The sequence below is a fragment of the Paraburkholderia sabiae genome (assembly GCF_030412785.1).
GTDB classification, from domain to species: Bacteria; Pseudomonadota; Gammaproteobacteria; order Burkholderiales; family Burkholderiaceae; genus Paraburkholderia; species Paraburkholderia sabiae.
Genome location: NZ_CP125295.1, coordinates 4,847,940 through 4,859,442, shown reverse-complemented (window position 1 = coordinate 4,859,442; position 11,503 = coordinate 4,847,940). Strand labels below are relative to the sequence as shown.

Annotated in this window: 11 protein-coding genes; 5 read left to right on the top strand and 6 right to left on the bottom strand. The window is 63.9% G+C overall.

Annotated features, from left to right (window positions below):
* Positions 1-65: 65 nt before the first annotated feature.
* The 4 genes from QEN71_RS21915 to QEN71_RS21900 form a co-directional block, all read right to left on the bottom strand.
* On the bottom strand, positions 66-845 hold the full coding sequence (locus tag QEN71_RS21915; protein WP_201652301.1) for a peptidylprolyl isomerase: 780 nt from the start codon (positions 843-845) through the stop codon (positions 66-68).
* A gap of 10 nt (positions 846-855) precedes the next feature.
* Positions 856-1,170: a BolA family protein gene (locus QEN71_RS21910; protein ID WP_201652304.1), complete on the bottom strand. Its 315-nt coding sequence runs from the start codon at positions 1,168-1,170 to the stop codon at positions 856-858.
* Position 1,171: 1 nt separating this feature from the next.
* Entirely contained in the window at positions 1,172-1,702 is a 531-nt protein-coding gene (locus QEN71_RS21905; protein ID WP_201652307.1) for a septation protein A, read from the bottom strand.
* Between the two features lie 254 nt (positions 1,703-1,956).
* Positions 1,957-3,513, bottom strand: a complete 1,557-nt coding sequence (locus tag QEN71_RS21900) for a protein adenylyltransferase SelO (protein ID WP_201652310.1) — start codon at positions 3,511-3,513, stop codon at positions 1,957-1,959.
* A 143-nt stretch (positions 3,514-3,656) separates the two neighbouring features.
* On the opposite strand from QEN71_RS21900, the gene QEN71_RS21895 reads away from it, so the two are divergent.
* The 4 genes from QEN71_RS21895 (at position 3,657) to QEN71_RS21880 (ending at position 9,512) form a co-directional block, all read left to right on the top strand.
* Positions 3,657-5,354, top strand: coding sequence for a 3-(methylthio)propionyl-CoA ligase (locus QEN71_RS21895; RefSeq protein ID WP_201652313.1), 1,698 nt, complete (start codon positions 3,657-3,659; stop codon positions 5,352-5,354).
* Positions 5,355-5,534: 180 nt separating this feature from the next.
* Positions 5,535-7,619 (top strand): 3-hydroxyacyl-CoA dehydrogenase NAD-binding domain-containing protein, encoded by a 2,085-nt coding sequence (locus QEN71_RS21890; protein WP_201652316.1) that lies wholly within the window; start codon positions 5,535-5,537, stop codon positions 7,617-7,619.
* 38 nt (positions 7,620-7,657) lie between these two features.
* Entirely contained in the window at positions 7,658-8,284 is a 627-nt protein-coding gene (pncA, locus tag QEN71_RS21885) for a bifunctional nicotinamidase/pyrazinamidase (protein ID WP_201652319.1), read from the top strand.
* Positions 8,285-8,333: 49 nt separating this feature from the next.
* Positions 8,334-9,512 (top strand): acetyl-CoA C-acyltransferase, encoded by a 1,179-nt coding sequence (locus QEN71_RS21880; protein ID WP_201652322.1) that lies wholly within the window; start codon positions 8,334-8,336, stop codon positions 9,510-9,512.
* A gap of 85 nt (positions 9,513-9,597) precedes the next feature.
* Here the strand turns inward: QEN71_RS21880 and QEN71_RS21875 are convergent, their stop codons facing one another.
* Positions 9,598-9,816, bottom strand: coding sequence for a hypervirulence associated TUDOR domain-containing protein (locus QEN71_RS21875; protein ID WP_201652325.1), 219 nt, complete (start codon positions 9,814-9,816; stop codon positions 9,598-9,600).
* Positions 9,817-9,941: 125 nt separating this feature from the next.
* Here QEN71_RS21875 and QEN71_RS21870 point away from each other — a divergent pair, with 125 nt between their 5' ends.
* Entirely contained in the window at positions 9,942-10,772 is an 831-nt protein-coding gene (locus tag QEN71_RS21870) for an SH3 domain-containing protein (RefSeq protein ID WP_201652328.1), read from the top strand.
* A 39-nt stretch (positions 10,773-10,811) separates the two neighbouring features.
* On the opposite strand, the gene QEN71_RS21865 is transcribed toward QEN71_RS21870, so the two are convergent.
* Positions 10,812-11,249 (bottom strand): LEA type 2 family protein, encoded by a 438-nt coding sequence (locus QEN71_RS21865; RefSeq protein WP_377791247.1) that lies wholly within the window; start codon positions 11,247-11,249, stop codon positions 10,812-10,814.
* Positions 11,250-11,503: the final 254 nt, after the last annotated feature.

The following is an 11,503-nucleotide window of genomic DNA, read 5'->3' as shown; positions in this document are numbered from 1 at the left end:
GCCAGAACCAAAAACAAAAAAGCCGCCCGAAGGCGGCCTCCTTCAAACCAAACCAAATTCCAGAATCACTGAACCTTAGCCTTAGACCGAAGGTCCTCTTCAAAGGCTTGCAGCTTCTCCTGCTGCATCTGCTGCGCAATCTGAGCCTTCACCTGCTCAAAAGGCGGCGGCGGCGTCTGCCGCACATCATCGACGCGAATGATGTGCCAGCCAAACTGCGTATGCACCGGCTCATCCGTCATCTGGCCTTTCTGCAGCTTCTCGGCGGCAGCCGCAAACTCAGGCACGTAAGCCTTGGGATCCGACCAGTCGAGGTCGCCACCATTCTTGCCCGAACCCGGATCCTTCGAGAACTGCTTCGCGAGGTCTTCGAAGCTCGCGCCGCCCTTGATCTTCGCGATCAGATCCTTCGCCTGCTGCTCGTTCTCGACGAGGATGTGGTGCAAGTGATATTCCTTGCCGCCAATCTGCTTCACCAACTCGTCATACTTCGCCTTCACTTCGGCATCCGACGGCTGGTTCTTCTTCAGATAGTTCTCGATCAGCGCGCGCAGCACCACGGTCTGCTGTGCGACAGCGACTTGCGCCTTGACGTCCGGCTTCGAAGGAATGCCTTCGCGGATCGCTTCCTGCATCAGGATTTCGCGGTTCACGAGTTCTTCACGAACAGCCTGTTGCAGCTTCGGCGAATCCTGTTGACCCTGTTGCACGAGTTGAGCAACCAGCGCATCGGCGCGCGACTTCGGAATCGGCGTGCCGTTCACGACGGCGATGTTCTGTGCGAAAGCAGGCGCGGCCGCGAATGCAGCCAGCAAAACCCAGTAGCGGGTGTTTTTCAAGGTCATCGGAAGTTTCCTAACGGGACTGCAAATTGAATTCTTCTGGCGTGTAAGCCGTGATGGCGAGAGCGTGAATGCCGCGCTGCATGGCATCGGCCAGCGCATCATACACCATGCGGTGCCGCGCCACGCGGGCCTTGCCGGCAAAGGCGCCTGCCACGATCGTCACTGCGTAGTGGCCGCCCGCCGATGCGCCCGCATGACCCGCATGCAAGGCGCTGTCGTCGCGCACGGTGATCGAATCGACGGGTGCGAGCGCCGCCGTGATGCGCGCCTCGATCAGCGCAATGCGCTCGGCGGGACTCGCTTGAAGGAAAACGTCGTCGCTCATGTCACTCTTCCTTCATGTACTTCGAAAGCCACAAACTCTGTCCGACGATAAACACGACGAGGCAACCCGTCGCGCCGAACAGCTTGAAATTGACCCACGCGTCCGTCGAAAAGTTATACGCGACGAACAGATTGAGGATGCCGAGCAGCACGAAAAACACGGCCCACACGTAGTTCAGCTGACCCCAGATGCGGTGCGGCAGCTGGATCTGCTTGCCCATCATCGCTTCGATCAGGTTCTTGTTGAATGCGAGCGCGGAAACCACCAGCGCGACGGAAAACGCCCAGTACAGCACGGTCGGCTTCCATTTGATGAAGGTGTCGTTGTGCAGCACGAGCGTCGCGCCGCCGAACACGGTGACCACGCCGAGGCTCACCCACAGCATCGGGTCGACCTTGCGGTGCCGGAACGCGACCCACGCGATCTGCACGAGCGTGGCGGCGATTGCGACGGCCGTCGCCGTGAAAATGCCCCACACCTTGTACGCGACGAAGAACAGGATGATCGGAAACAGATCGAACAGGAATTTCATTGTCGGCTTGGGAATCCGGAGAGTGTTGGGCGCATCGAGCGCGCTGTCTGTGATCGTGTCGCGCAACGCGGCGCGCCTGGCGGACAACGCCTGGCCGATTCGTCCGGCAGGCGCTGATCTGCGGCGCACACCGGCATGAAACTCACGCCGCACGCGATGCTATCTGGGCTCGAATTGTAGCGCAGGCGGGTAGCCGCAGTCGCGCGAGCCCGCCTGCGCGAGATCATGCGAACCTCGCGCGGGCGGCCACAGGCTTACGACGAGCAGCTCACTTCGAGTGACGACGCCCAGTCGGGCGGCAAGCCCGCATACGCTTCGTACTCGGGCTGTTCATCGAACGGACGGCGCAGCACTGTCGCGAGGCGTTCGACTTCGGAGAAATCCTTCTCCTTCGCCTGCCGGATCGCCGCCTCGGCGAGGTGATTGCGCAGCACGTACTTCGGATTCACGCGATTCATCGCTTCGGCACGCGCGGTGTCGTCGCGTGTTTCGTGCGACAGGCGCGCCCGGTAGGCGTTCGCCCACGCATCGAACGCGGCGCGGTCGAGAAACAGGTCGCGCACGGGCGCATCGTTGCTCGCGTCGTGTTTCGACAGTTTCGCCAGATTGCGGAACGTCAGCGTGAAGTCGGCGCGGTTCGCGTGCATGATCTCGAACAGTTTGTTGGCGAGCGCGTCGTCGCCTTCGCGTTCCGTTTCGAGGCCGAGCTTCGCGCGCATGCGCGCTTCGAGCGCGGGCGCGAAGCGTCCCTTGAAGCCTTCGAGCACGCGTTGCGCGTCCTTCACCGCGCGTTCGCTGCGCTCGGTCTCGCCGTATCGCTCGCCCAAAAGCGGCAGCAAACCTTGCGCGAGACAGAAGAGGTTCCAGTACGCGATCTGCGGCTGCATCCGGTACGCGTAACGCCCTTGCGAATCCGAGTGGTTGCAGATGTGATTCGCGTCGAAGCCGTCCATGAAGCCGAACGGACCGTAGTCGATCGTGAGGCCGAGAATCGACATGTTGTCCGTGTTCATCACGCCGTGGCAGAAGCCGACTGCCTGCCATTGCGCGATCAGATCGGCCGTCGACAACACGGCTTCGTTCAGCAGCGCAAGGTACGGATCTTCGGCCTCGCGGCACGCCGGATAGAAACGCTCGATCACGTGATCCGCCAGCGAGCGCAGCGCATCGACGCGATCGTTCGCGTAGAAATGCTCGAAGTGCCCGAAGCGCACGAAGCTCGGCGACACGCGCGTTACCACGGCAGCCGTTTCCATTTCTTCGCGGCGCACGGGTTGATCGGAGCCGATTACGCACAGCGCGCGCGTCGTCGGAATGCCGAGGTGGTGCATGGCTTCCGAACACAGATATTCGCGGATCGACGAACGCAGCACCGCGCGGCCGTCGCCCATGCGCGAGTAGGGCGTGCGTCCGCCGCCTTTGAGCTGCAGCTCGAAGCGCTGGCCGTCGTGCTCGACTTCGCCGAGCGTCAGCGCGCGTCCGTCGCCGAGCTGGCCCGCCCACACGCCGAACTGATGCCCCGAATACACGGATGCATACGACATCGACGTCGACGGCCAGTCGCGCGTCGTGTTGCCGGCGAAGAACTCGGCAAAGCCCGGCGCATTCACGAGCGACGCATCGAAACCGAGCATCGATGCGACATCCGGCGCGAAACCGACGACATACGGCGCTGGTAACGGCGCCGCTGGCAGGCGTGTCAGAAAGACGTTCCCGAGCGCGGCGAAGCTGCCTTCACGCTGGTTGTCGATAGCGCCTGCCGCCGTCGACATGGGACCGGATAACCCTGCATTGCATGGGGAAAACGACATATTGAGCGCCTCATTATTAACCGATATTGTAATTCCGCCCCCGCCGCGCTGCAGGGCGCGCATCTGCCGCGCATAGCGGGGCATCGAACGAGCCACTCGAACCGCGAACGAGAAGAACCAACACGACTGGGAGACACCTGCGTATGACGACGCCGCTCTTTGGACAGATGATGGACGTGCCGCTGACGGTTTCTTCGCTGCTGGCACATGCGTCACGCCACTTCGGCACGACGGAGATCGTGTCGAAGCGCATCGAGGGCGACGTGCATCGTTACACGTATCGCGATTGCGAGCGGCGCGCAAAGCAGCTTGCGCAGGCGCTGATCGCGCTCGGCGTCGAAGCAGGCGACCGGATCGGCACGCTCGCCTGGAACGGCTACCGGCATCTGGAAACGTACTACGGCACGACGGGCTTCGGCGCCGTGTGCCACACGATCAATCCGCGGCTCTTTCCCGATCAGATCGCCTACATCGTCAATCACGCCGACGACCGCTATGTCCTGTTTGATATCACGTTCGCGCCGCTCGTCGACGTGCTGGCGGCGCAGTGCCCGAACGTGCGCGGCTGGATCGCGATGACGGACGAAGCGCACATGCCGCGGATGTCGACGGCGGTATCGAGCTACGAAGCGCTGCTCGCGCAGCACGACGGCGACTTCGATTGGCCTGCCATCGACGAACGTTGCGCGTCCAACCTTTGCTATACGTCGGGCACGACGGGTCATCCGAAGGGCGCGTTGTACTCGCATCGCTCGACGGTGCTGCATGCGTTCGGCGCGTCGCTGCCGGATGCGATGGGTCTGTCCGCACGCGATTCCGTGCTGCCCGTCGTGCCGATGTTTCATGTGAACGCGTGGGGCATTCCGCATTCGGCGCCGCTGACGGGCGCGAAGCTCGTGTTTCCGGGCAAGGATCTCGACGGCAAGTCGCTGTACGAACTGATGGAAGCGGAGCGCGTCACGTATTCGGCGGGCGTGCCGACCGTGTGGCTCGGCCTGCTCAATCACATGCGCGAGGCTGGCGTGAAGTTTTCGTCGCTGGAACGCACGGTGATCGGCGGGTCCGCGTGTCCGCCAGCGATGATCAGGATGTTCCGCGAAACCTACGGCGTCGAGGTGATCCACGCGTGGGGCATGACGGAGATGTCGCCGCTCGGCACGTTGTCGAAACTCACGTGGGAACAGTCGCAGCGTTCGCCCGACGAGCAGCGCAAGCTACGCGAAAAGCAGGGCCACGTGATGTACGGCGTCGACATGAAGATCGTCGGCGACGACGGGCGCGAGTTGCCGTGGGACGGCGTCGCGTTCGGCGATCTGCACGTGCGCGGGCCGTGGGTGATCGACCGGTATTTTCGCGGCGATGCGTCGCCGCTCGTCGACGGCTGGTTCCCGACGGGCGACGTCGCGACGATCGACAAGGACAGCTTCCTCAACATCACCGACCGCAGCAAGGACGTGATCAAGTCGGGCGGCGAGTGGATCAGTTCGATCGACGTCGAAAACGTCGCGGTCGCGCATCCCGCCGTCGCGGAGGCCGCGTGCATCGCGTGCGCGCATCCGAAATGGACGGAGCGGCCGCTGCTCGTCGTCGTCCGGCGTCCCGACGCCGACGTGACGCGCGAAGAACTGCTCGCGTTCTACGAAGGCAAGCTCGCCAAATGGTGGATTCCCGACGACGTCGTGTTCGTCGACGATTTGCCGCACACGGCGACGGGCAAGCTGCAAAAGCTCAAGCTGCGCGAGCAGTTCCGCGCGCATGTGCTGCCGACGGCGCTCGGCATCGAAGACTGTCCGTTCGACGAAGCCGCGCATACCGGCGATACGAAAACCGGCCACGCCTAGACCTCGGGTTTACGCCCACTACATCGGTCGTTCTGTTAATTGAACGATCGTTCGTTTTTGTGTATTCTGCCTCCTGACGCAAACGAACGGCGAATTAACGAACATGAGCGGACAATGGTCCGCATGTTCCCATCCGGCTCGCGCAGATCACGCGCGACCGCATCGCATGGAGGCAGGCAGATGGCAGTGGACTACACCACACACGACGGCGTTGCCGTCATTACGCTGAACAATCCCCCCGTCAACGGACTCGGTCTGTCGACGCGCACGGGCATCGTCGAGGGCATCGAGCGCGCGCAGAACGATCCCGCCATCAAGGCAATCGTGCTGACGGGCGCGGGCAAGGCCTTCTCGGGCGGCGCCGACATCACCGAATTCAACACGCCGAAGGCGCTGCAGGAGCCGACGCTCGCGACCGTCATCAAGGCCGTCGAAGGCAGCGCGAAGCCCGTCGTCGCGGCCATACACAGCGTCGCGATGGGCGGCGGCCTGGAACTCGCGCTCGGCGCGCACTATCGCGTGGCCGTGCCCGGCGCGCAGATCGCGCTGCCCGAAGTCAAGCTCGGCATCCTGCCGGGCGCAGGCGGCACGCAGCGTTTGCCGCGCGCATTGGGACTCGAAGCTGCTCTCAACATGATCGTGTCGGGGGCGCCCGTGATGTCGGAGAAACTCGCCGGCACGCCGCTTTTCGATCAGCTGGTGGAAGGCGATCTGATGGAAGGCGCGCTTGCGTTCGCACGCAAGGTTGCCGCGCAGAGCGGCCCGCATCCGAAGATCCGCGACCGCAAGATCGAGCATCCGAACGCAGCGGGCTTCATCCAGTTCGCGCGCAATAGCGTGGCGGGTGTTGCGAAGAATTTCCCGGCGCCGCACAAGTGCATCGACGCGATCGAAGCGGGCGTGCTCAAGGGCTTCGAGCAGGGCATGAAAGTCGAGCGCGAATGCTTCGTCGCGCTCGTGCAGACGCCGGAAAGTAAGGCGCTGCGTCACGCGTTCTTCGGCGAGCGCGCGGCGAGCAAGATTCCCGACGTGCCGTCCGATACACCCACACGCGACATTAAAAGAGTGGCCGTGATCGGCGCGGGCACGATGGGCGGCGGCATCGCGATGAACTTCGTCAACGCGGGCTTGCCCGTCACGCTGCTGGAAACGAAACAGGACGCGCTCGACCGTGGGCTGGCGACGATCCGCAAGAACTACGAAGCGACCGTCAAGAAGGGCAAGCTGTCGATGGAAGCGCTCGAACAGCGCATGTCCCTCATCACGCCGACGCTCACGTACGAGTCGTTGAACGACGCCGACCTCATCATCGAAGCCGTATTCGAAGAACTCGGCGTGAAAGAGCAGGTGTTCAAGCGGCTCGACGAAGTGGCGAAGCCGGGCGCGATCCTCGCATCGAACACGTCGACGCTCGATCTGAACAGGATCGCCGCGTTCACGAAGCGTCCGCAGGACGTCGTCGGCATGCACTTCTTCAGCCCGGCCAACGTGATGAAGCTGCTCGAAGTCGTGCGCGGCAAGGAAACCGCGAAGGACGTGCTCGCCACCGTGATGAAGGTCGCGAAGAAAATCAAAAAGACGGCTGTCGTGTCGGGCGTCTGCGACGGCTTCATCGGCAACCGGATGATCGAGCAGTACATCCGCCAGGCGCTCTTCATGCTCGAAGAAGGCGCGCTGCCCGCGCAGGTCGACAAGGCCATCGAGAAGTTCGGTTTCGCGATGGGCCCGTTCCGTATGAGCGATCTGGCGGGCAACGATATCGGCTGGGCGATCCGCAAGCGCCGCTATCAGGAACAGCCGGACTTGCATTACTCGAAGATCGCCGATCGTCTGTGCGAGACGGGCCGCTTCGGGCAGAAGACGGGCGGCGGCTGGTACGACTACAAGGCCGGCGACCGCAACGCGTATCCGTCGAAACCGATCGAAGAAATGATCGTCGCGTATTCGAAGGAACGGGGCATCGGGCGCCGCAAGATTTCCGACGACGAAATCGTCGAGCGCCTCGTGTTCGCGCTCGTCAACGAAGGCGCGAAGATTCTCGAAGAAGGCATTGCGTCGAAGGCGTCGGATATCGACATGGTCTATCTGACGGGCTACGGTTTTCCACTGTGGCGCGGCGGCCCGATGCTGTACGCGGATACCGTCGGCGTCTACAACGTCGAACGCGCGATTCGCCGTTACGCGGCGCAACCGAACGGCGATGGCTGGCAGATTGCATCCGGCATCGTCGAGCGCGCGGCGCAAGGGCGCGGCTTCAATAGCTGATCGGCTGATCGATCAGAACAGGCTGACCGGGATTTGCGATGAAAGATGCCAATGAAGTTCTGCTCGTCGTCGACGTACAGAACGACTTCATGCCGGGCGGTGCGCTCGCCGTCGCGCGCGGCGACGAAATCGTGCCGCTCGTGAACCGGCTTGCGCGCCGCTTCAGTCATGTCGTGCTGACGCAGGACTGGCATCCGTCGTCGCACGTTTCGTTCGCCGCAAATCACGCGGGCCGCCAGCCGTTCGAGACGATGACGCTGCCGTACGGCGAGCAGGTGTTGTGGCCGACGCATTGCGTGCAGGACACGCCGGGCGCGGCGCTGCACGCGGACCTCGACATTCCGCATGCGCGCGCCGTGATCCGCAAGGGTCATCACGCGAACGTGGACAGCTACTCGGCCTTTCTCGAAGCCGATCGCACGACGCCGACGGGCCTCGCCGGCTATCTGCGCGACACGGGCGTGACGCGCGTGTGGTGCTGCGGGCTCGCCACCGACTATTGCGTCGCGTGGTCCGCGCTCGATGCGCGTGCGGCAGGTTTCGAAGTCGTCGTCATCGAGGATGCGACCCGCGCGATCGATCTGAACGGTTCGCTCGACAACGCATGGCGCGAGATGCGCGCCGCGGGTGTCGAACGTGTGCAGGCGGCGGATCTGCCCGACTGAACCACGTAAGTCGAACCCGACACACTCATTGAATAGATTGGAGACGTGAATGAATGAAGCCGTAATCGTATCGACTGCCCGCACGGGCCTGGCCAAATCGTGGCGCGGCGCGTTCAACATGACGCACGGCGCGACGCTCGGCGGACATGTGACGCAAGCTGCCGTCGAACGCGCGAAGATCGACCCCGCGCGCGTCGAAGACGTGATCATGGGCTGCGCGAATCCCGAAGGCGCGACGGGCTCGAACATCGCGCGTCAAATTGCGCTGCGCGCCGGTTTGCCCGTGTCGGTGCCGGGCATGACGGTGAACCGCTTCTGCTCGTCGGGCCTGCAGACGATCGCACTCGCTGCGCAACGCGTGATGGTCGGCGAAGGTGATGTGTTCGTCGCGGGCGGTGTGGAGTCGATTTCGTGCGTGCAGAACGAAATGAATCTGCACATGCTGCGCGAAGGCTGGCTGATGGAGCACAAGCCGGAAATCTACTGGTCGATGCTGGAGACGGCCGAAAACGTCTCGAAGCGCTATGGGATTTCGAAAGAGCGTCAGGACGAATACGGCGTGCAGTCGCAATTGCGCGCAGCGGCCGCACAGGAGGCCGGGCGCTTCAACGACGAGATCGTGCCGATGACGGTGCTCGCCGGTGTCGCCGATAAGGCGAGCGGCCGCATGTTCACGAAGGAAGTGACGATCGCCGCCGACGAAGGCATCCGCGCGGACACGACGCTCGAAGGCGTGTCGAAGATCCGCACCGCGCTGCCGGGCGGCGTGATCACGGCGGGCAACGCGAGCCAGTTTTCGGACGGCGCGTCGGCGTGCGTGGTGATGAACGCGAAGGTCGCGGAACGCGAAGGCCTGCAGCCGCTGGGCATTTTCCGTGGATTTGCAGTCGCCGGCTGCGAGCCGGACGAAATGGGCATCGGCCCGGTGTTCGCGGTGCCGAAGCTGCTGAAGCAGGCGGGTCTCAAGGTCGACGATATCGGCTTGTGGGAACTGAACGAAGCGTTCGCCGTGCAGGTGCTCTATTGCCGCGACAAGCTCGGCATTCCGAACGATCGGCTGAACGTCAATGGCGGCGCGATTGCCGTCGGACATCCGTATGGTGTGTCGGGTGCGCGTCTGACGGGGCATGCGTTGATCGAAGGCAAGCGGCGCGGCGCGAAATTCGTCGTGGTGACGATGTGCATCGGCGGCGGGCAGGGCGCGGCGGGGCTGTTCGAAGTGGTTTGATAGACGATTGCCAGGGATTTTGCGAAATTGCGAGCCCGCGTGCGAAAGCGCGCGGGTTTTTTTCTTACGTGTGCTTTATCGGGCGTCAGCGCTCGGGCGTTTTATGCAAAGCTTCCGCACGATGAACGGCGCGTTTGCCGCTCTTTTCGCTTTCCACTTCGTAGTGGACATCGTCCTTCGATGCGGCGACCGTGTGTCCGTCGAGTTCCGTATGCGTCGTGATCGCGCGGACGACATGGCCCGTCGTCATGCCTTGCGGCGTGTTCCAGCTAACGCGGTCGCCTGTTTTCAGATGGCTGCTCATGCTGTGCTCCCGATGCGTTGAATGCAGGGCGCTGCTGCATGCGTCGTTCCTGGCGACGGTGAACGGTCAGGCACAGGATTCGCTGACGATCGAGACACGGGGTACGAAGCCAACAGGAGAACATCATGCGAATGCGGCTTGCATGCGCGGCGGTTGCGGGGGCGTTGTCGATGGCATCGGGCGGGGCGTCGGCGCAGTCCGAGGCTTACACCAGCACGCCCGTCTACCTCTACGCGGGACCGGCGCAGGATTACCCCATCGTCGCACAGCTTCCCGCCGGGCAGCCGGTATCCGTCTACGGTTGCGTGGGCGGCTATACGTGGTGCGACGTGGAGATTCCGCAGGCGCGCGGCTGGGTCTATGGCGGCGATCTGACGTACCCGTATCAGGGCAGCAATGTGCCCCTCATGACCTACGGGACCGCGATCGGCGTGCCGCTGATCACGTTCTCGCTCGGCTCGTACTGGGGACACTACTATCGCGAGCGGCCTTGGTATCCGGATCGGTCGCGCTGGGAACATCACGCGCCGCCGCCCAACCGCCCACCGCCGCCCGCGCATCCGCCACCGCCGCCGCAGGGCGCGAACCGTCCTCCGCCGGCATCGCCGCCGCCTGAACCTGCACCGCAGCCGCTTGGCGCCGAGCATGGGCATCGGTCGGGGCCAGTGCAGCCGCCGCGGGGTCAGCACGGCGAGCCCCGGCCGGGCCAGCCTCCCGCTCAGAATCCCAATCAGGGCGCGCGTCCCGCAGGACCGCCGCCGGGGCAAATGGGCGGACCGCCGCCGGGTCAACCGCCCGCTCAACCGTCCGCACAAGGCGCGCGGCCACCCGGGCCGCCGCCTCGCGCTGAAGGCGCACGTCCCGCAGGTCCGCCGCCGGGACATGGCGGCGACGCCGGCAACAACGCGGCGAGGCCGCCTGCGCCGCAAGGTCATGGCGAAGGCACCAATCACTGATCGACGGCGCTCGTCGCGCAACGGAACGGCCAACAACCGCTACAGACCGCTGACGTCGCCCATCGGCAGCGACAGCGTGCCCTGATCGATGAAACGCGTGCCGCCTGTCATGCCGCCCGCGAGACGGCCGCGCAGCACATACGGAAACTGTCCTGTCTGCGCGCTATCGGCGAATGCGAAGGCCTGGCGCACGGCGGTGAAGGCGGGCACGGTCAGCGGCACGCCGATCACGGTTTCGCCGAAACGCGGCACCGTGCCGATCTGGTCGCTGACACCCGTCGCGAACGACTTGCCGTTCAGATCCAGTTCGACCGACACGCCGCTGAAGTCGACGGGGGCTTCATTTGGATTCTGCACGCGCAGCTTGAGATTGAAGCGCATTTCCATCCCTTGACCCTCGAGCGGTTCGATTCCCGCGACGCTCACATGCAGTGGATCGCGGCCGAACATGCCCGCGCAACCGTCCAGCGACACCATCACGACAACGAACAGCAGCAGGTGAACGAAACGCGCGACGCGGTGGCGGATCATGGTCGTGTCCCTCTGGAGAAAGACGCGCGATTCGGGCGCGTCGTATGAATTCTAGCGGTGCAACGCGACTAAGCGGACCCTTGCGCGGATGCGAAGGCTGCGCGCTTCGCTTGGTCGGCTTTCGACGCGGTGAGACAATCGCGGCGCCCTCGACAACACGCGAGCGCACGCGACACTCCAGACGAGAGACTCCCGCAAGC

Bases quoted from the DNA above. Each gene is read 5' to 3' on its own strand.
- QEN71_RS21910 (WP_201652304.1), bottom strand. From the start codon at position 1,170: ATGAGCGACGACGTTTTCCTTCAAGCGAGTCCCGCCGAGCGCATTGCG.
- QEN71_RS21900 (WP_201652310.1), bottom strand. From the start codon at position 3,513: ATGTCGTTTTCCCCATGCAATGCAGGGTTATCCGGTCCCATGTCGACG.
- QEN71_RS21915 (WP_201652301.1), bottom strand. From the start codon at position 845: ATGACCTTGAAAAACACCCGCTACTGGGTTTTGCTGGCTGCATTCGCG.
- QEN71_RS21905 (WP_201652307.1), bottom strand. From the start codon at position 1,702: ATGAAATTCCTGTTCGATCTGTTTCCGATCATCCTGTTCTTCGTCGCG.
- QEN71_RS21875 (WP_201652325.1), bottom strand. From the start codon at position 9,816: ATGAGCAGCCATCTGAAAACAGGCGACCGCGTTAGCTGGAACACGCCG.
- QEN71_RS21880 (WP_201652322.1), top strand. From the start codon at position 8,334: ATGAATGAAGCCGTAATCGTATCGACTGCCCGCACGGGCCTGGCCAAA.
- QEN71_RS21895 (WP_201652313.1), top strand. From the start codon at position 3,657: ATGACGACGCCGCTCTTTGGACAGATGATGGACGTGCCGCTGACGGTT.
- QEN71_RS21865 (WP_377791247.1), bottom strand. From the start codon at position 11,249: ATGGTGTCGCTGGACGGTTGCGCGGGCATGTTCGGCCGCGATCCACTG.
- pncA (WP_201652319.1), top strand. From the start codon at position 7,658: ATGAAAGATGCCAATGAAGTTCTGCTCGTCGTCGACGTACAGAACGAC.
- QEN71_RS21870 (WP_201652328.1), top strand. From the start codon at position 9,942: ATGCGAATGCGGCTTGCATGCGCGGCGGTTGCGGGGGCGTTGTCGATG.
- QEN71_RS21890 (WP_201652316.1), top strand. From the start codon at position 5,535: ATGGCAGTGGACTACACCACACACGACGGCGTTGCCGTCATTACGCTG.